20 protein-coding genes are annotated in these 20,018 nt (G+C 47.0%); 18 read left to right on the top strand and 2 right to left on the bottom strand.

Annotated elements, in window-relative coordinates; genetic code table 11:
* Positions 1-26 precede the first annotated feature (26 nt).
* The 3 genes from D829_RS0111640 to D829_RS30895 all read left to right on the top strand — a co-directional run bounded on the left by D829_RS0111640 (position 27) and on the right by D829_RS30895 (position 5,059).
* Positions 27-833 (top strand): SDR family NAD(P)-dependent oxidoreductase, encoded by an 807-nt coding sequence (locus tag D829_RS0111640; RefSeq protein WP_017689067.1) that lies wholly within the window; start codon positions 27-29, stop codon positions 831-833.
* A 153-nt stretch (positions 834-986) separates the two neighbouring features.
* Positions 987-3,590 (top strand): ATP-dependent helicase HrpB, encoded by a 2,604-nt coding sequence (gene hrpB, locus D829_RS0111635; RefSeq protein ID WP_017689066.1) that lies wholly within the window; start codon positions 987-989, stop codon positions 3,588-3,590.
* Positions 3,591-4,453: 863 nt separating this feature from the next.
* Positions 4,454-5,059 (top strand): general stress protein, encoded by a 606-nt coding sequence (locus D829_RS30895; protein WP_017689064.1) that lies wholly within the window; start codon positions 4,454-4,456, stop codon positions 5,057-5,059.
* A 177-nt stretch (positions 5,060-5,236) separates the two neighbouring features.
* On the opposite strand, the gene D829_RS0111620 is transcribed toward D829_RS30895, so the two are convergent.
* Entirely contained in the window at positions 5,237-5,629 is a 393-nt protein-coding gene (locus D829_RS0111620) for a DUF202 domain-containing protein (RefSeq protein WP_017689063.1), read from the bottom strand.
* A gap of 72 nt (positions 5,630-5,701) precedes the next feature.
* On the opposite strand from D829_RS0111620, the gene D829_RS0111615 reads away from it, so the two are divergent.
* From D829_RS0111615 to D829_RS30890, 7 genes are all read left to right on the top strand, one after another.
* Positions 5,702-6,850, top strand: a complete 1,149-nt coding sequence (locus D829_RS0111615; protein WP_017689062.1) for an acyltransferase — start codon at positions 5,702-5,704, stop codon at positions 6,848-6,850.
* A 506-nt stretch (positions 6,851-7,356) separates the two neighbouring features.
* Positions 7,357-7,731, top strand: a complete 375-nt coding sequence (locus D829_RS0111610) for a helix-turn-helix transcriptional regulator (RefSeq protein WP_017689061.1) — start codon at positions 7,357-7,359, stop codon at positions 7,729-7,731.
* 2 nt (positions 7,732-7,733) lie between these two features.
* On the top strand, positions 7,734-8,741 hold the full coding sequence (locus D829_RS0111605; RefSeq protein ID WP_017689060.1) for a Gfo/Idh/MocA family oxidoreductase: 1,008 nt from the start codon (positions 7,734-7,736) through the stop codon (positions 8,739-8,741).
* Positions 8,742-9,010: 269 nt separating this feature from the next.
* Complete coding sequence (locus D829_RS0111600; RefSeq protein ID WP_017689059.1) at positions 9,011-9,451, top strand: ribonuclease; 441 nt, start codon at positions 9,011-9,013, stop codon at positions 9,449-9,451.
* A 14-nt stretch (positions 9,452-9,465) separates the two neighbouring features.
* Positions 9,466-9,741 (top strand): barstar family protein, encoded by a 276-nt coding sequence (locus tag D829_RS0111595; RefSeq protein ID WP_017689058.1) that lies wholly within the window; start codon positions 9,466-9,468, stop codon positions 9,739-9,741.
* A gap of 249 nt (positions 9,742-9,990) precedes the next feature.
* Entirely contained in the window at positions 9,991-11,280 is a 1,290-nt protein-coding gene (locus D829_RS0111590) for an MFS transporter (RefSeq protein ID WP_017689057.1), read from the top strand.
* A gap of 133 nt (positions 11,281-11,413) precedes the next feature.
* Positions 11,414-12,106: a helix-turn-helix domain-containing protein gene (locus D829_RS30890; protein WP_017689056.1), complete on the top strand. Its 693-nt coding sequence runs from the start codon at positions 11,414-11,416 to the stop codon at positions 12,104-12,106.
* Positions 12,107-12,296: 190 nt separating this feature from the next.
* Here D829_RS30890 and D829_RS0111580 read toward each other — a convergent pair whose 3' ends face one another.
* Positions 12,297-12,863, bottom strand: coding sequence for a TraR/DksA C4-type zinc finger protein (locus tag D829_RS0111580; RefSeq protein ID WP_017689055.1), 567 nt, complete (start codon positions 12,861-12,863; stop codon positions 12,297-12,299).
* A 199-nt stretch (positions 12,864-13,062) separates the two neighbouring features.
* Here D829_RS0111580 and D829_RS0111575 point away from each other — a divergent pair, with 199 nt between their 5' ends.
* The 8 genes from D829_RS0111575 (at position 13,063) to D829_RS0111540 (ending at position 19,789) form a co-directional block, all read left to right on the top strand.
* Complete coding sequence (locus D829_RS0111575; RefSeq protein ID WP_017689054.1) at positions 13,063-13,440, top strand: DivIVA domain-containing protein; 378 nt, start codon at positions 13,063-13,065, stop codon at positions 13,438-13,440.
* A 42-nt stretch (positions 13,441-13,482) separates the two neighbouring features.
* Positions 13,483-13,917 carry an Rrf2 family transcriptional regulator gene (locus D829_RS0111570; protein ID WP_017689053.1) on the top strand — a complete coding sequence of 145 codons (435 nt, stop codon included), beginning with the start codon at positions 13,483-13,485 and terminating at the stop codon, positions 13,915-13,917.
* Positions 13,918-13,952: 35 nt separating this feature from the next.
* Positions 13,953-14,450 (top strand): metallophosphoesterase, encoded by a 498-nt coding sequence (locus D829_RS0111565; RefSeq protein ID WP_017689052.1) that lies wholly within the window; start codon positions 13,953-13,955, stop codon positions 14,448-14,450.
* 347 nt (positions 14,451-14,797) lie between these two features.
* Positions 14,798-15,712: a sugar phosphate isomerase/epimerase family protein gene (locus D829_RS0111560; RefSeq protein ID WP_026081132.1), complete on the top strand. Its 915-nt coding sequence runs from the start codon at positions 14,798-14,800 to the stop codon at positions 15,710-15,712.
* Positions 15,709-16,881, top strand: a complete 1,173-nt coding sequence (locus D829_RS0111555; protein WP_017689050.1) for a Gfo/Idh/MocA family oxidoreductase — start codon at positions 15,709-15,711, stop codon at positions 16,879-16,881. Before D829_RS0111560 ends, D829_RS0111555 begins: the two co-directional genes overlap by 4 nt.
* 58 nt (positions 16,882-16,939) lie before the next feature.
* Entirely contained in the window at positions 16,940-18,037 is a 1,098-nt protein-coding gene (locus D829_RS0111550; protein WP_017689049.1) for a Gfo/Idh/MocA family oxidoreductase, read from the top strand.
* A 292-nt stretch (positions 18,038-18,329) separates the two neighbouring features.
* Complete coding sequence (locus D829_RS0111545) at positions 18,330-18,827, top strand: hypothetical protein (RefSeq protein WP_017689048.1); 498 nt, start codon at positions 18,330-18,332, stop codon at positions 18,825-18,827.
* A gap of 170 nt (positions 18,828-18,997) precedes the next feature.
* Positions 18,998-19,789: a hypothetical protein gene (locus tag D829_RS0111540; RefSeq protein ID WP_017689047.1), complete on the top strand. Its 792-nt coding sequence runs from the start codon at positions 18,998-19,000 to the stop codon at positions 19,787-19,789.
* Positions 19,790-20,018: the final 229 nt, after the last annotated feature.

Here is a 20,018-nt window from a genome sequence, read left to right as displayed (position 1 = left end):
GCTAAAATGAAGGAGTGGGATGGATAATGACACAACATAACGGCAAGTCACGGTTCCAAGGCAAGGTTGCGATTATTACCGGAGCAGGATCCGGGATTGGGAAAGCCACTGCGGTCAAGCTGGCTAAAGAGGGTGCACATGTTGCGTTGTTTGATCTGGTGAATGATCGGATCTCGGAAACGGAAGCAGAGATTAATGCGCTGCACCCCGGTGCGGCAAGAGCATTTGATGTAGACATTTCCGACCCGGCACGTGTGGAAAAGGCTGTACTGGAAACCGTTGAGTTATTCGGCGGTTTGGATATTGTTTTTGCCAATGCGGGCATTAACGGTGTATCGGCACCGATTGAGGAAATTCAGGTTGAAGATTGGCAACAGATTATTACAACCAACCTGAATGGTACGTTTTTCACGATTAAATATGCATTGCCTCACGTGAAAAAACGGGGTGGCGGCAGTATTATCATCACGAGTTCGATTAATGGCAATCAACGCTTCTCAAGCTTTGGCATGTCGGCATACAGCACGTCCAAGGCAGGACAGGTTGCTTTTGCGAAGATGGCTGCGCTTGAGCTGGCGAAGTTCAAGATACGTGTGAACGTGATCTGCCCAGGAGCTATTGCGACGAATATCGATCAAAGTACGGTCAAAACGGATGATCTACAGCAGATCATTATTCCGATGGAGTTCCCGGAAGGACAGCAGCCGCTGGCGGACGGGCCGGGTCAGCCGGAACATGTTGCCGATCTGGTAAGTTTCCTCGCATCGTCCGAATCCAGACATATTACCGGAGCAGAGATCGTTATTGATGGTGCCGAATCATTGCTCAGCTAAGTGAGTATTCTGGATAAATTTCATTTTTGCTAAGGCGTGTCTTAGGGTGTGTCTGCGATAGTCGTTCCTCTGGAACGGCTTTTTTTGTTATAATGCTAACATTCGAATAGAGATACTGAAGAGCAGTAGGGTACATTCATTAGGAGCGATTATATGCATATAGAGTTACCGATACAAGAGGTTATTCCTGAGTTAAGACAGTTATTTCGGGATCAAGATACAGGTGTGTTAATTGCAGAGCCAGGAGCGGGAAAAACGACTGTTGTACCGCTGGCTTTGCTGGAGGAGCCGTGGATTGCTGGACGGAAAATCATTATGCTGGAACCCCGAAGGCTGGCTGCGCGTTCGGCTGCATCGAGACTGGCGGCTACGCTTGGAGAAAAAGCGGGTCAGACCGTAGGATATCGTGTACGCATGGATACCAGGGTGAGTCAGGCGACGCGTATTGAAGTTGTGACGGAAGGGGTATTGACCCGGATGTTGCAGCAGGACCAGGGTCTTGAGGATACGGCGATGATTATATTTGATGAATTCCATGAGCGGCATCTACACGGGGACTTGGGCTTGGCCCTAGCATTAGAATCGCGAGCGATGTTACGTCCAGATCTAAAATTGCTGGTGATGTCGGCTACCCTAGATCCTGTTCCCGTCTGTGCATTACTTGGCGAAGGTACAAGATCAATTCACTGTCCCGGACGCACGTTTCCGGTGGAAACTCGATATGTACCGAGAGCGGCAGCTATGCAGTTGGAACAATTCACGGCTCAGACGGTGACCAGGGCATTAGCTGAACAGGAGGGAGACGTGCTTGTTTTCCTTCCTGGCGCAAGAGAGATACACCGTACAGAGCGAGAGTTATTAAACGGTTCTCTTCCTGCGCACGTGAAAGTTCATTCCCTGTATGGCAGTATGCCGATGGAACAACAGGATGAGGCCATACGGCCGGCGGCTGAGGGGTCGCGCAAAGTTGTGCTGTCCACTTCCATTGCTGAATCCAGTCTTACACTCGCTGGAGTCAAGATTGTGGTGGATGCGGGCCTGAGCCGAGCATCGGCATTTTCGCCGCGCACGGGCATGAGCCGACTTGTCACCCTGCCGGTGTCCAAGGCGTCAGCCGATCAACGGCGGGGTCGTGCAGGGCGAATTGCCCCGGGGGTGTGTTACCGGCTATGGAGCGAAGAGGTTCACGGGGGACTGCCTGAGGCAGCTCGCCCGGAGATCACCTCCGCGGATCTTGCGCCGCTGGCGCTGGAGCTTGCCGTCTGGGGTGTCCAGTCCCCAGCAGAGCTGCAATGGCTGGACACCCCGCCTGACGCCGCCTACGGCCAGGCACAGGCGCTGCTGCGCCAGCTGGGCGGCCTGGACGACGCAGGCCGCATCACGCCCTTCGGGCGGCGGATGAACACGCTTGGCGTGCATCCGCGACTGGCCAGCATGCTGCTCCGCGCGGCGGAGCTTGGGCTGGCCAGCTACGCCAGCATGCTGGCGGCACTGCTGCAGGAGCCTGCCGGCCTCCGCAGCAGTGGCAGTGCAGGCGCGGGCACGGACCTCCGCCCGCGCGTAGAAGCGCTGCTGACCGCGGACAGCAGCGGCACGCCGCAAGCGGCAGCGGCTGTCGCAGACGGCGCGGCCGTGCGGCGCATGCTTCAGGAGAGCCGCCAGCTACGCTCGGCGCTCGGCCCGGCGGCCGATCCGGTACGGCCGGATGAGGACGGCTGGGGGTTGTTGCTTTCCTTCGCCTTTCCGGACCGGATCGGGCAACGCGGGGAGGACGGCNNNGTACGGCCGGATGAGGACAGCTGCGGATTGCTGCTGTCCTTCGCCTATCCGGACCGGATCGGGCAACGCCGGGAGGACGGCCGCTATCTGCTAAGCAGCGGCCGCGGCGTACGGCTCGCAGCGACAGAATCGCTGAGCCGTTCAGCGTATCTGGTCGCAGCCGAGGCAGACGACCAGGGCGCAGATGCACGCATCCTGCTGGCTGCGCCGTTGCAGGAGCAGACCTTATTGCAGGCAGGTCAGCACCTGCTGCACAATGAAGTGCAAGTCGCCTGGGATTCCAACACTCGCAGCGTGCGCGCACATAAGAGACTTCGTATTGGAGCCCTTGTGATTAAAGAGAGCAGTATTGCACAGCCGCCTGAAGATCAGGTGCTGGAAGCACTATTAACTGGAATACGAATGGAAGGGCTGGATTGCCTGCCTTGGACAAAAACATCCAGACAACTTGCGGACAGGCTGCGGTTCCTGCATCTCCATCTTCCCGAGTGGCCTGGCCTGATCGAAGATGATCTGACCGAAGAGTTGGCAGAACATCTGACACCTTATCTGACAGGCGTGCGATCGGCAGCCGACCTCAAGAGATTGTCGATGCAGGATGTATTACTGGGTGGATTGAGCTGGACGCAACGACAACAACTGGACGATGAAGCGCCGACGCATATACAGGTGCCCAGTGGTTCGCGTATTCCCGTGGACTACAGTCGTCCAGAGGACCCGGCGCTGGCGGTAAGATTACAGGAGATGTTTGGACAACAGGAGACACCGCGTATAGCGGGTGGGCGAGTCCCGTTGACGATCCACCTATTATCACCGGCTCAGCGACCTGTACAGGTCACACGTGACTTGGCGAATTTCTGGCGAGAGACGTACTTTGACGTCAAAAAAGACCTGAAAGGTCGTTATCCGAAGCATTACTGGCCGGATAATCCACTTGAAGCCGTCGCCACAAATCGGGCCAAACCACGGGGGAAATAGATGAATTATTTCGGTTTTTCAGATATCAACGATGTGGCTCCCAAAGGCCGCGCATCAGGATTAGACTTTGCTGGAACAACCTTCAGTTTTGTAGCTGTTCGATAATTCTCTACCTTAAAGCATCACTCATTAACCAGGACGTGTCTCAAAGCTCGCTGAAGTGCATCTTTTACTATCTTTCGCCCAAGTTACGTCACTTTGCCTTTTCGTCCCATGCTGCGTCACTTTCCCTTGACGTGCTCGGCCTCGCATGCCGAAAACTTCCGGCATGGAACGAGAATGCGGCAAAATCTACTTCCTTCGAGGTTGAAGATACACCCCAGAGCGTATCTTCAAACCTGCCGAAGCCGAAGCGTAACTGGAACGTGCCTGGAGCAGAAAATGGAGCTGAACATAGAGCGGAGCGCTAACGAACCTGTGACGTCTTATTCAGCGATTTGAAGCGCCCGCAGCAATCTAAGGAATCTGAAACACCTTATATATGAATAACCAGCCGTTTACAACGGATTTGTCAGGTGATTTTGGTAAATAACGTGTCTCATGTTCCTTACAAACTAAAATGAAGACCCGAAGGCTAAATAAGACGTCCTCGGTTCCTTAGAAAATCGTCTGGGACAATCCGCCAGGATCAGCCAGTCTAGACTTCAAGATGTTTTGGACGCCGACGTCCTTCAACGTAGAGCATTCCTGACAACGTATCACATGTCTGAGTTTGAAGGCACACCCTGATGAGGAATAAAAAGGAATGAACCTCAGCGTTTATTTACTATCAACACATAGTATATTGACTTGCAAGCGTTTAAAAGAAACTTAGGCGGGTAATAACATAGCGAACCACTCAATAATATGAGGAGGGATTCACTATGCAGAAGAAAATCGTAGGTGTGTTTAATACAGAACGTGAAGCATCGCAGGCTATCGAGGGTCTGAAAGCACAAGGATTCACTTCAGACGAAATCTCCGTTGTTACACAAGATCGGGATGAACTGAAGGCAATTCGGGAAGAGACAGGTACAAAAGCCCCTGAGGGCGTGGCTGCTGGTGCAGCAACAGGTGGTGTACTTGGTGGCGTAGCCGGTCTGCTCGCAGGTATCGGTGCACTAGCCATACCCGGCATAGGACCGATTCTGGCCGCAGGCCCTATCGCAGCAGCATTCACCGGTGCAGCTGTGGGCGCAGGAGCTGGCGGATTGGTGGGTGGACTTGTGGGCCTTGGTATTCCGGAAGAGGACGCTAAACAGTATGAGGAGTATGTACAAAATGGTAAAATCCTACTGCTCGTAGATTCTACGGATCGGGACTCCGATGTGTATGATGTGTTCAGTGGCAACAGCCAGCTTAACCGAGACAGAGCCGAAGCGGCTCATCGCGGAGATGTGCCAGCCGAACGTCCGGATCTGGATATGGAAGAACGCAGATTGGAAGCCCAAAACAAAGCAGCGCGATTCGGTAACAATACATTCCTGTAATCTTGCCACGAATATAATCGATATGAAATAGAACCCAATGACTTAATATCTGTAAAATGGAATGACATATATGATCCACCAGATGGTCATTAGCCGGTTTCCTTAAGGGAAGCCGGCTTTTGTCCCTGTGTTGCATAGGGGTGGGTGTCAATAATGTCGGATGGTGTTTTTACCCAGTCAAGCAGGGAATAACAATACATATAACAGTACAGCCAAAGCGAGTCCAATCACCAGTAGCATCATGGTAAGAAACCGGATTAATCCGGTCGATGCCTGAAACGTCTGTTCATTGATTTGTGTACGCTTCCGATGATACGCTGCTGCCGAATACACAATGATGGATATGCCGCCAATCAGAGAAGTGATACCCGTAATAATCGCCGCAATATGTGCAAGTCGATCATATGCCGACGAATTGAAACCGAATCCGGCAGCAAGAAAGCCGATGCCCGCCATGGCAATACCGGTGCGTACCCAGGCCAGAAAAGTTCGCTCGTTAGCCAGATGTTGTTGGACATACTTGGAATCGGTAGTGGTTACGTCTTTGTCTGTTAAAGAAATGTGAATCAACCCCGTTCATTAAATATACGGTTTCATTGTACTTTGTTTTTATCGTAAAACCAAGAAAGGATGGCTGAAGGTATGCCTCGCAAAGAACGAATTACAGAATTAGAAAGCTTAAGGGGAATTGCCTTTGGAGCGGTGGTTCTCCAGCATTCCATCGCACATTACTCTCTGGTCCCGGAAACGAGACTGGAGGATGGCGTGTTACTGGCCATACTGCTGATGCTCTCCAAATTTGCCGTTCCTTTGTTCATATTCATAACAGGTATGGTGCTGTTTTATAACACGGGAGACAAGCTGCATTATGGCCAGTTTATGAGAAAAAGAGTAAACGACGTGATCGTGCCTTATCTCATCTGGTCACTCATATACTTTACACTTGCACCGCGGGGCTGGACCGGATTCGGATGGAATGACATTCCAGACCTAGGCCTGAAGTTGCTTACGGGCAAAACGACTTCACACTTTTGGTACATCATTATGTTGATTCAGTTTTATCTGTTATTTCCGCTCTTCTTGCGTGCCATTCGTTATGTATATAACCGATATGAGGCCAAGGGGCGCTTGATCGCATTATTGATTTCTGGTGTGGTGTATCTTGTACTTGCGGATCAATTAAGAAACATCGCCAAATTCATGGAACGGCTGAATATCCCGGTGCTGACAGATGCTTTTACAACGTATGCAGACCGCAATTTCCTCTATTTTTTTATTTATTTTGTGCTAGGTGCAGCCGCGGGGTTATCCGTCCAGCACTGGAATGAATGGATTCATCGATTGCGCTGGATATACTGGACAGTGTTTATTGTTCTGGGTCTGCGGTTTACTTATTTATTAATGCTGGAGTTTCAGAAGCCGGAAGGAATCAAAATTACATTCTACACAGTCAGCCTGATCCGGCCTGATATGGCGCTCTTTCTGATTGCTTCGATCATGGTCATGTACCAGCTGGCTGGCAAACTTCATAACCTCAGGGTTACACAATTGCTGGGATGGATTGGTGGTGTATCGTATGGCGGATATCTGATGCATATGTTGATGCTGCGGTATAGCTACATTCCGGATGAACTGTTTTATGTTGCTATGGGTTGGAACCCTGTCGTTCGAATGATTATTACCTGGTTGTTGGCTCTCACATTATCCTGTGTACTGACATGGCTTATCTCTCGCGTGAGCTGGGGGAAATGGATTGTGGGAACCGTACCGAAGTCTGTCCGCGACAAATGAATATATCAACATATGAAAAATTCATAATAGATCACCACAGCCGCACAGAAGTGTACGGGAGTACGAGAGTATACGAACACAAGATACAGGAGCACAGGTATTACAGCTTTTGCACAGACTTTCTTGTCATTAAAATTCGATCGCACGACTCCCTGAGCCCTGAAATACACAAACTTTTGAATCAATTTCATACCTCACTAAAAATGGATTTCTGTAACTGGATATAGACAAATTGAACCGTTTCGATCTATATCCAGCCTTGATTTAAGCAGCTAAAGGTATTATGAAATTGATTCTTTTGAATAAAAATTAAAATTTCATTACATGAAAAATTCACAACAGAAAACCTTTTTCCGTGCTTCCTCAGGTTATTTCGTATCCACACGATTTCTTTCTCACCTTCTTTGAAGTTGGATAAAAGGGAGGCAAAGCGGAGAAAGATGGCAGAACCCGAACATAAGTTTTATAATACTAGATATATAGGTTCTGACAGGAGGGGAATGAACGTGGCTTTTATGATTGCACAGCGGGCATTTATCAAGCTGTATCTGATTACGATGGTTGAACAGCACAGGGGGTATGGTTACGAGATGCTGGAGGCGATGAAGCAGGAATTCAAAGACTACGGTTACGTACCACCCCAGAGCGAGGTATATCGGGCACTGCATGAATTGGTACAGCAAGGTGTTTTTTATCGCACGAAGAAACTTAAAGGTAATGATCCAAAGGTCGATTTTCAGGAAATCGTTTTATATCATTTCACGGATGATGGTGCGGAAAAAGCTGAGTTATACAAGAAACAGGTCAAAACGGATCTGGATCGTTGTCTCGGCATGTTACACAAGGCAGAAGAGGACAATTACGGTATGAAAGGAAGATGAGCATGAACAGACAGTTACAGTGGGGGGTACTCGGTACGTCAACCATTGCCAAAAATGCAGTCATTCCGGCAATCCAGCAGTCTGAACGTGGTGAGGTGTTGGCGATTGCCAGCCGCAGCAAGGAAAAGGCGGAAACCCTTGCCGAAGAACTGGGCATTGCCAGATCATATGGCAGTTATGAAGAGCTCATCGCTGATCCGGACATTGAAGCCGTCTATATTCCTTTGCCTAACCATATGCACAAAGAATGGACCATCAAAGCGGCACAGGCTGGCAAACACGTGTTGTGTGAGAAACCAGCTGCCCTGAATGCAGATGAATCCGCAGAAATGATTGAGGCGTGTGAGCAGCATGGTGTTCTTTTTGCAGAAGCAATTATGTATCGTTATCATCCCAAGCACAGACGTGTGCAAGAGATTATAGCTAGTGGAGAGATTGGCATTGTCAGAGCCATCCATGGTAACTTTACCTGTAATACCGCTGATGACAAGGAAAATGTAAGGTTCAAAAGAGAGATGGGCGGCGGATCATTATTCGATCTTGGCGTGTATCCGATCTCGGCAGCCCGGATGTATCTGGGACAGGAACCGGAAGCGGTGACCGTACACGCTCTATTCTCGGACGAGCATGATGGAGTGGATATGATGGCGTCGGGACTGGTAGAATTTCCGAATTCGGTAGCCTTAACGTTTGACTGTGGCATGTGGGCTTCAGGACGAGCGGAGATGGAGATTCTCGGGACGGAAGGGCGGATTGAACTTCCAAAAGTGTTTGGCTGGGAGAACAGTGATATTCCACCTCAGATTATTGTACACACTGATTCGGTCAGCCGTGAGGAGCGTGTATCGGTATCGAATTCCTATGTGCTTCAGGTAGAGACGTTTGCAACGGCTGTGCTTGATGGAGCAGCTCTACCTTTCAGTCCGGAAAATACCATTCAAAACATGCGCGTGATTGATGCGTGCCTGGAATCGGCTCGAACTCGTCAACGTGTGCAACTGATCGATTAGATTAGATCAAGTCAGTTTAAACATACTAGTAAATACAGACTCCATCTTCAGGGATGAGAGTCTTTTTTCTATCTTAAAATGTTATAATTATAATATTTTACAATTTAAACGTCTTCATTTGATATTTCTACCAAAATGATGTGATATAAATAGTCATGAGATGACTTGTTTACTATAATCTAGCAGGACGTACAACTAGAGAGTTTCAGCTTGTAGAATGCATATCGTGACAACGTTCATCTACTTTGAAGGATCGGGAGGCCGGATTGATGAAAAAGTTGATATCCACCGCATTACTGGCATTGTTGTTAACGTTTGTTTTCCTCACAGGTTCACAGTTCACTCCAGTCGGACAGCAGAAGGCATCTGCTGCAACATGTACCATCATCAATACGTTTACGGGTGTAGCAAATTATTTGAGTGCAAACGGAACGTTGCCATGTAACTTTATTACCAAATCACAAGCAACAGGACTCGGCTGGGTAGCTTCACAAGGAAACTTGGCTGTCGTCGCTCCTGGGAAAAGCATCGGCGGAGACGTATTTGGCAATCGCGAGGGGCTTCTGCCTTCAGCAAGTGGACGTACATGGCGCGAAGCGGATATTAACTATACTTCCGGCTTCCGTAATTCGGATCGGATTGTGTACTCCAATGATGGACTCATCTACAAAACGACAGATCACTATGCATCATTTACACGTTTGAAATAGAGGAAGGAGCAGCGATGAATACCGTGATTCTGGATGGAGAAGACTTTGCTAGTAGCGCTGAACTTCATCAACAATTAAAGGACAAGCTGAAGCTGCCGGATTTTTATGGCGGTAATCTCGACGCTCTGTGGGATTGCCTGACGGGTACGATTGAACTTCCACTAGAGTTAAAATGGACCAACTTTCAAATCAGCGAAGAACGACTAGGGAATGAAGCAGTCCGGGTACGTGATTTGATGTTGGAGGTACAGGCTGAACAGTCTGCGTTTCAATTGCGTGTTGAGAAGTAGGCAGCAAATAAAGGCAGTTCTAATACAATCCGTCCAGCCGAGCAGACCACTTGTGGTCTGTTTTTTTTTGTTATAGGAGCTTGTTCAAAAAGTCCTTGTGTTGATTACGAATCTTCTGAAAGCAGAGCGGATTTTTTACTTTACTTACTTGTCGTTAAAATTATTTTCACGGAGGTATTGATTTCTTCATAACTTACGTTAAAATAAAATTAACATGAAAAATATTTTAACGTTGAGGAGTGAAAAGGGATGAGCGATAACACAGCGGTTGGCAAGCAAGGTATGGGTGAGTTAATACGAATCAGACCGTACATGCAATTTATGCTTAGTAAAGTTGTATCCAGATTTGGTGATTCGATTGATTCGATTGCTTACAGTTGGATGGTATACATTCTAACCGGTTCGAAAGTGTTGATGGGTACGTTGCTGGCGGTGAATTTTTTGCCCAATATCCTTCTGGGACTGTTCGCCGGGGCTTTGGTTGATCGCATGTCTCCCAAAAAAGTGATTGTGATTACGAATACGGGTCGCGGGTTGTTGGTGGGTATTACAGCTCTACTGTTTGGATTGGGCCAACTTGAAGTCTGGCATCTGTTTGTCATGACGATTCTGAATTCTTTGCTGGAATGCTTCACTAGTCCTGCAGAAGTGTCCAGTGTCCCCCGATTGCTTCCCCCATCAATGCTGCTTTCAGGTAATGCGATGTCCTCTTCCGCAACCAGAGTGGCCGAACTCGCAGGACTTGCAGTGGCTGGTGCCCTTATTGCTACAATAGGCATTGCCTGGACGATCCTGATTGATGCGGGGTTGTTTGCGCTAAGTGCTTTAATTATGAGCCGAGTAGGCTACCCTGAAGTTTTAACATCTGCTAACAATGAAAATAAAACATCAACTGAAATGAATTCTCTTTCATCCGACAAAAGTAGCATATTTTCCGAAATGGCGGAAGCTTTTCATTTTCTCCGTAAACATGCCTTACTGTTAATTGTCTCCATCCTGTTTGCCTTCGTTAATTTCTGCCTGATGCCGTTTAATGTTCTTCGTACACCCTATGTCATTGAAACGCTGCATGCTGGCGCTGGGGGATTAAGTCTGCTCAGTGGGCTGATGGTGGGAGGTATGTTGCTTAGTGGTGTATGGTTGACACAAAGGGGAGCGAATTATCGTAAAAGTGTGCTGGTCATCAGCGGTATTGTCATGTTGGGTCTCAGTTATGCGATGACGGCATTACCCGCTTATATGACTTCCTTCCAACTGCCGGTTGCAGCGGCCTTTTGTCTACTGATGGGTATGGGGATTCCGCTGGCTACAACACCGCTGGCCACCTATCTTATGGAAGTTACCCCTTCGGAGATGCTGGGCAGAGTGTATGCCCTTCAGAGTATGCTCGTCTTGAGTGTTGCACCCCTTGGGAGTCTGGCTTCGGGAGCACTTGCAGATTGGATGACCATGCCTGTTCTGTTTATTGTCTTCGGTATTATGCTAGCCATGTCAGCAGGTATGCTGTTATTTAGCAAAAGTTTTAGAAGTGCTCTGTGAAGATACTCAGATGTGATCATTAGCCGATTTTCTGCATCAAGTCATTTCTGGCTCGTTTTGACCGAAGTCCTTACGCAGCAGTATAATAGAGACATCGATGGACAACAGGTACCCCGGAAATGAGGATACAGGGATGGAGCACAAGGTTCTTTCAACAATTGAAGAAATTAAAATCTACTCCGATCCGTATCGGATACAGATTATGAATATGTTTAACAAGCAGGGTAGACCATCCACTGTCAAAGAAATCGCCGACCAGATGGGTGAGGTGCCAGCCAAAGTTCACTATCATGTAAAAAAGCTGGAGAAAATTGGTCTGCTGACGATCGTTTCCACACGTGAGATTAATGGGATTATCGCAAAATACTACGAACCATTCACCGGAGAGATCCATCTCCGTCACGAAGATGAAGACAAGGAAAACTCACCATTGAAGCAGGTGTTTCGATCTGAGACGCTCAAATTATTAAATGAGATGTTCGAACAAAGTCGTCAGCGATTCATGTATCATGCGAAAAATGAAGATCGGATGTTTCTCTCGGACATCACGCTGTATGCAACCCGTGAGGAAGTAGAGCTGTTGTATAAAAACATCATAAAACTCTGTGAACCCTATACAACAAAAGAGAATCGACAAGGTGAACATGAGGTCTTTCAGTTATTCTCAGCGCTCTCCAAACCTATAGTGAAAATACCTGCTTCTAAGACAGATGCAAAAGAGAAAAAGAAAGCTACTTCCAGTAAGGGTAAAGCAACTCCGAAAACGTCTCGATCTGTGTCTAAGCGGCAGGAATCTGCATCATCTGATAGTGAGTCGGAAGAATAAACGAACGGAATATATGGGTTCAGCGTTATCGCTGGAAGCAAGTAACGGCAGACGTGAGAGACGTTTTGGAGAAAACTAGAAAAAGCCGCCCAATGGCGGCTTTTTAATGCGTGATAAGGAAGGCAAATGGTGGAGCAGCCTATTGAATCCAATTCAATTTTGACGCTTACCGTTTCAGTTCATAACGAAGTTACATGTTCTCATCGTAGCCCTTCACATCACGTTTGGCTGCGGTTGCGGGTGAATTAGATGTACCATATTCTTCGACCGCTTCCCAGGCATCTGCGTTGTCGAACTTGCCGGCCCGCTGCTGTCTTCCTTCTCCAGCACCACTCGGAGGCATGGTCATTACTTCTTCTTCAACGGGTCGATCGTTGCTGATCTCCCGATTAGGTGTGTCGTCAATACAGTAAGCGGTATAAGGGATAGCCTCAAGTCGTTCGAAGGGAATATCTTCTCCGCACGTTACACAGGTTCCATATGTACCTTGCTCCATACGTTCCAATGCGTCGTTCACTTGATTGAATTCGCCTGTTAATGTATCGTCAATCGCCAGATCACGGCTGCGTTCAAATGTTTCTGTACCAGCATCTGCCGGATGATTATCATAGGAGGACAGCTCACCGGTTGAATCTTTCAGCGACTGGGCCGGAGCACCGTCTTCCATGCTGGATTCAAAATGACGCTGCAAGTTTTCACGTTGCTCCAAAAGGGCGTTTTTCAGTATTTGATGTTGATCTTTAGTTAATGTACTCATAAGGACATGCTCCTTTCCCGTTGTGGGGTGTAGTGAGTCTTTACCCGAATTGGATGAAAAGCAATCATTTTCGTGAGGAATAGGGCTGTATCGTTTTATATCTGACGGATTATGTGTTATAAAAAATAGAGAGAGAAAATGCCGTATGTTCTTCACAGGAAATAGAAACACGGCTTGGCTTATAATGGAGGTTGTCAATATGGATGAACATATGAAACGAAGATTGGATAAACAGAGACAATTGTTCAAACAATTGGGTGTGCAGCTAGATGCGTTATCGATACATGAAAAACAATTTAATTATAAACTTCGTGGTTATGATCCGGATGAGGTAGATGCTTATCTTGACCTAGTCATCAAAGATTACGAACGTTTCTATGCCAATATTGCAGATCTGATGGACAAATGGCAAGAACAGCAGTTAACGATCCGCGATCTCAAGTCGTCCGCGAAACCGGTGGAAGATCCGACCAAGATTGATCGCAAACAACTGGATGATATTGTGAAACAACTGGAATACAGTGTGCGACAGCTCAAGATCAGAGCACGTCCCGAAAAGGATCTGTTCTCTGAATAACGTCAGCATGTCCTGGATTATATTAAATAAAGGTGGTTAATCATGAGTACTCATTTTTCGGTCAGTGTGCATTGTTTGTTGTTATTGTCACTCAGCGCGCCTGAACGAATCACGTCTGCACATATTGCAGGTAGCGTGAATACCAACCCTGTCGTCGTCAGACGTATTCTGGGCGGGCTGAAAAAGGCAGGATTGGTGAACTCCTCTCCTGGAACAAGAGGCTTCTACTTAGCGAAGCCATCAAGTGAAATCACATTAGCTATGATCTATCAGGCTGCCAAGGATGAAGGTCCATTGTTCCCGATTCACGGCAATTGTAACCCGGATTGTGAAGTGGGCTTGCATATAGACAGCTTGCTGACCAATCTGTATCAGGTTGCCGAGGCGAAGGTGGAGCAGTTCTTTGCATCCATTACACTTGAAGATATGGAACGCTCCTGTACTCAGATGCAAGCTGTTCCATCACAGACAGAGTAGATTGTAATAAGGACGAAGGAAAGGTGGGTTGTTATATGAAAATTGTAGTAATCTCCGACACGCATTGTCCACGTAAATCACGGAAATTACCGGCTAGGCTTCTTGATGTACTGCCCAGTGCCGATCTCATTCTTCATGCTGGTGACTGGTCAGATTGGAGCGTATACCCATTGCTTAGTGAGTATGCACCAGTTGAAGGTGTAGCTGGTAATACGGACCCGTCCGAAATCGCTGAAAAACTGGGATATTCCCGTATTGTTGAAGTGGAAGGACTTCGTCTGGGGCTTGTGCACGGTCATCTGGGATCAAAGGGTACGGAGCAGAATGCAATTCATACCTTTGCAGGCCAGCATGTGGATGCTGTGATCTACGGACACTCACACATCCCGGTGATGCATACCGTCGAAAACACACTGGTATTTAATCCGGGGTCGCCTACGGATCGGCGTTTTCAGAAGCAATACTCATTTGGCATCATGACAATAGATCAGGGTAAAATACAGGCTGAACACGTATTCTTTGATCGGGATTAGAGAGATATGCGCTGGTTGCAAGTTGGACGAGTACAAGAGCCAGAACCAGAACCAGCTACTGAAGTGGCGACTGGATAACTGAAAGGGAACCTTTTCCTTAAATTTCATCTTATATATATGATTATTGTACAAGGCATCTTTGAGCAGAATTCAAATCTGTTCCATCGATGTCTTTTTTGCTTTTGATCACATCATTCTTCTTGGAAGTTATCTCTGAATGGGGAATGTGCTCTGTTCGTTATCTGTCATTCATCTGTTGGCGTTTTCCCCTATGGTGACGTTCAGTGGAGTGATACAATGCCTTTACGACATAAAATGAATACGTTTACATGAGGAGATGGATCATGATGAAACTGTCTGTATTCACCGTGGCTACCCCTGATCTGAATGCAGAAGAATTGGCATCGGCTGCGGCAGCAGCGGGGATTGATGGAATTGAGTGGAGATTCCGTGGAATTCCTGAAGATGCTATATCTGAAGAGCCTTCTTACTGGAGAAATAATCGATGCTCGGTAGATCCGAGCCGCTGGGAGGAACAGGTTCCTGTTTTTCGTGAAGCAGCGTTAGGGCAAGGTAGAAAATCCATCGCACTTGTACCGTATCTGAACTGTGAAGATCTGTCTGCCACCAAGCAAGCGTTTCAGGCTGCGGCTGGTTTAGGAGCATCTATGATGCGTGTGGGTGTTCCTGGATATGATCGCAAGACCAGTTATCCTGAGTTGTATCGTAAAGCCGTTGAATATCTGAGTGAAGTACAGGATTTGGCCAAACAGTACAACATCAAGGCGATTGTAGAGACGCATCATCAGACGATAGCACCGACGGCATCGCTGGCCTATCGGCTTGTGCAATCGCTCGACCCGCAGCATGTGGGTGTATTGTACGATCCAGGCAATATGGTACATGAAGGATATGAGAATCATCGAATGGGACTTGAGTTGCTGGGCCCTTATCTGGCTCATGTACATGTGAAAAATGCCGGGTGGTTTGAAGCAAAAGGGAAAGATTCGCAAAAGGCTAATGTGACTGAGAAGAGCAGCGGAGTGGCTCTGAATACAGCCTGGAAATGTCACTGGACGCCGCTGACTGAAGGCATGGTGGATTGGGTACAGATGGTGCGGGATCTTCGTGCCGTCGGGTATAACGGATATTACGGAATAGAGGACTTTAGTGGTGCCTTGGAATCCAAGGCGATGTTACAGCATTTTGCAGACGTTTTCGCCGAAATTGAGCGTCGTGTGGACGAGGAGGAGCAGTCATGAGTATCGTACGAGTAGCGGTTATTGGTATTGGAAACATGGGAGCAGCACATGCCAGAACGTTGGTGGCTGGAGAAGTACCCGGTGCAGAGCTGGTCGCTGTATGTGATGTAAGAAGAGAGATGGAGAGCTGGGTATCCAGTCATCTTCCGGAAACGGTAACCTATTGGCAGGATGCTGAGCAGATGATGGCTTCGGGTACAATTGATGCAGTCATTATTGCAACGCCGCATTATGATCATCCGGAACAGGCCATTCAGGCTTTCCAGCATGGCTTGCATGTCATGATCGAGAAGCCGGCTGGTGTGTATACGAAACAGGTACGCAAGATGAATGAAGCGGCCGCAGCCAGCGGCAAAGTCTTTTCCATGATGTACAACCAGCGGACCAACCCACTCTACATTAAACTGAGAGACTTGATTGCTTCAGGGGAGCTTGGAGAGGTACGGCGTACCAATTGGATTATTACGAACTGGTACCGATCCCAAAGTTACTACGATTCCGGCGGCTGGCGGGCAACTTGGGCAGGAGAAGGTGGCGGTGTACTGATTAACCAGGACCCGCATCAACTGGATCTGTGGCAGTGGACCATCGGCATGATGCCGGTACGAATGCGTGCTTTCTGTTCGTTTGGCAAGTATCGGAATATTGAAGTGGAAGATGATGTAACAGGTTATGTGGAGTATGAAAATGGAGCAACAGGTGTCTTTGTAACGACTACTGGTGAAGCACCGGGTACGAACCGATTTGAGGTCAACGGAGACCGAGGTAAAATTGTGATCGAAGACGGAAAACTTACGTTCTGGCGACTTCGGGAATCTGAGCCTGAATTCAATCAGCGGTTTACCGGAGGTTTTGGACAGCCAGAATGCTGGAAATGCGAGATTCCGATTACAGGTGTGGAAACGGGTCACCCGGGTCTGATTCGTAACTGGGTTGATGCGATTCGTACAGGCGTACCACTTATTGCTCCCGGTGAGGATGGTATACACGGATTGACGTTATCGAACGCTATGTTGCTGTCCACCTGGACGGATAACTGGGTGGATCTGCCGATCGATGAGGATCTGTTCTACGAGCATCTGCAGGAACGCATTGCTGGTTCAACGACGAAGAAAGACAAGGCATTCAGTGGCAGTCAACCTGCTGATCTGAGTCAGACGTTTAAATGAAGATGTCATATAAGAAGAGTTCATTGTAATCAACATTTTATAATAAGGATGGGATGACATGGCTAAAGACGGGATGTTTTATGCACCGAAAAGTGTTACAAAAGAGGTCGTATGTGGTCCGGGTGAGTTCACGATTGCTGCTGTTGCACTGGATCATGGACACATCTACGGTATGGTTGGGGGATTGTTGGAGGCTGGAGCTACCCTCAAGTGGGTATATGATCCAGACCCGGCGAAGGTAGCCGCATTTCAGAAGCAGTTCCCACAGGCTCAAGTCGCTGGATCGGAAGCCGAAGTGCTCGCCGATGATGAGGTGTTATTGGTGGCAAGTGCAGCGATCACTTCAGATCGTGCACCGCTTGGCATGAGAGTTCTGGCCGCAGGCAAGGATTATTTTACAGACAAAGCCCCATTTACCACGCTGGAGCAATTAAAGCTTGCACGAGAAGAAGTGAAGCGAACAGGCAAAAAGTACATGGTGTATTACAGTGAACGACTGCATGTAGAAAGTGCGATCTATGCGGGGCAGCTCATCGAACAAGGGGCAATCGGCAAAGTAGTGCAAGTTATGGGCACAGGCCCGCATCGCCTGAATGCTGGAGGAAGACCCGACTGGTTCTTCAAACATGAGCAGTATGGCGGTATTCTCTGTGATATCGGGAGTCACCAGATCGAACAATTTCTGACGTTTGCATCATGTACGGACGCTGAGGTAGGGTTCAGTCGTGTGCATAACTTCAATCACCCACAGTTCCCGGAACTGGAAGACTTCGGCGAAGCTTCTCTGATCGGGGACAACGGAGCGTCCGGTTACTTCCGAGTGGACTGGTTCACACCGGATGGTCTGGGCACATGGGGCGATGGGCGTACAGTTATTCTGGGAACGGACGGTTATATCGAGCTGCGGAAGTACATCGATGTAGCGAGAGAACCGGAAGGAGATCAGGTCTATCTGGTAAACCATGAAGGCGAGTTTCGCTACAGCGTGAAGGGGAAGGTCGGTTATCCGTTCTTCGGTCAGCTCATTCGCGATTGTCTGGACCGGACCGAGACCGCCATGACACAGGAACATGCATTCAAAGCGGCAGAACTCTGTCTGATTGCACAGCACAAAGCCATGAGTGAGCGTGTGGTGTGGAGTAGCGGAGCGAAGTAAATGTTTTAGGTGAAGGGGAGCAAAGGTTGATCACTGAAGGATATCGGTAATCTTCTATTGTTGAGTGAAGAAAGAGCAGCCCAAATGTTAAACTGCATCCAACAGGTTAGTCTTTTCTAACAAATGGAGCAGTTCGCAATGGGGCTGCTTTTTTTGAGTATGTTCGTGACTTCGCATATGGATTAATTTGGGTTATATTATATGTAGTTCGGATATTGTTTGAAAAGAGAGGTGTTTACGAAGTTCGTAGATATAATGTTAGACGAAATAGACTGTGAAAGGGCATATATATATGATAACAATCTCATGTACCAAGAAGCTATTTGATGCTAGTTCTTTTGTCGAAGAACCAGACAACGAATTAGAGGACGAACTCTACAAGTGGCATGCCAATGTATTTCGAATGGCTAAAAAGAATAATTTAATTATTATGAATAATAAGACAAGGTATTGCTTTATTTTGTTTGGAATAAGAAAAGAGCACTATAAAAACTTTAAAGAGATATTTCTCCATGCACTGATAGAAAATTTAAAAGCAGAAGGAATCTCTGAACCTTTAATTAACAACTATATCAGTCATGCAAACAGCATTAAGTTCATGAAAACGTATGATAGAAGCGTCATTGGATCAATGATAGACATGGTTAAAATGACTGAATTCATGATTGAAGACTATTTACCCATACAAGAAATGAACATCATCGAATTAAATAAAATGAACAACGCGACTCCCTTAGTAAAGCTAAAAAAATTTCCAAACCAATTTATGAGGGAGGCTCTTAGTATGTGAGCCTACAGTCTACTTCGTCTAACATAATATTCACGCTGCGGACATACGTCCTTGGTCCGGCATTCGCCGGACACCCAGCATATGCTGGGTCGTGAATACAGGAACGTTATACGAAACCACTCAGGAGTAATTGTATAATTATATGCGGATCAAGGAAGGGGATAAATTGAATGATATTGAATTTGGAACTAGCGGATATTTTAGAAAAATCTGAAATTAATTATATGGTTGATCGAATGACTGCAATTAGAGAACGAGAAGGAAACCCTGAGGGAATTGAAATAAAACGATTCGGGGAGAGCACGGCGTTTTATAGTAAAACGATGCCATGGGGTCTTTTTAATAATGTAAAGGGAAGGATTTCTGAAGATGTCATTGAAGATATCTTAGACTTTTATAATGAGCGGGAAAGGAATTTTGAGATTCAAGTCATCCCGGGTAATATAAATCAAGAAGTTATGAAAAAACTCCATAATATAGGCTTTTATCAATCAGGTTTTCATACAACGCTTTTTTGTGAACCTGGAAATCTAAATTCGTTTGATCATCATAAACTGGAAATTCGTGAACTACTCGAAGATGAGTTCGATACATATGCAGGAATTCATTGTTTAGGTACAGGATTATCACTTGATGGGAAAGAACACGTAGCTGCAAATAACCGAGTACTGTTTTCCCGTCCTGGATGGCACTATTATTTGGGGTTGGATCAGGGCTATCCAGTTGCAGTAGCTGTAATGTATATAGAGAACAATGTTGCTTCATTAACATTTGCGACAACACTACCTGAATATCGAAATAAAGGATTTCAAACAAATTTATTACTTAGACGAATTCATGATACCTACAACAATTGTAATCTCATTGTTAGTCAGTGCTCATTTGGCTCGCAAAGCCATCGGAATATGGAAAGAGTGGGTATGAGAATAGGATATACCCGAGCAACATGGACAAGGAATTAATTGTGAGGAGGAATTTAGGCTGGCATCGCCTAACATAATATTCAAGCAGCGGCCCTTCGGAGCCTTGGTCTGCGAGGTGGATTTCGAAGAGGCTTTTCAGCAGACAACCCCTTCGGGGTTCGTGAATACATGAACGTTATCTGACATAAACCTATTACATTTTAGGAGCAAATAATGAATATCACTTTCTCGAAATGGGTGCAATATTATCGAAGAAATAATAAAAATC

The organism is Paenibacillus sp. PAMC 26794 (assembly GCF_000316035.1).
Classification (GTDB): Bacteria; Bacillota; Bacilli; order Paenibacillales; family Paenibacillaceae; genus Paenibacillus.
This window is presented reverse-complemented; position numbering and strand designations above follow the sequence as displayed.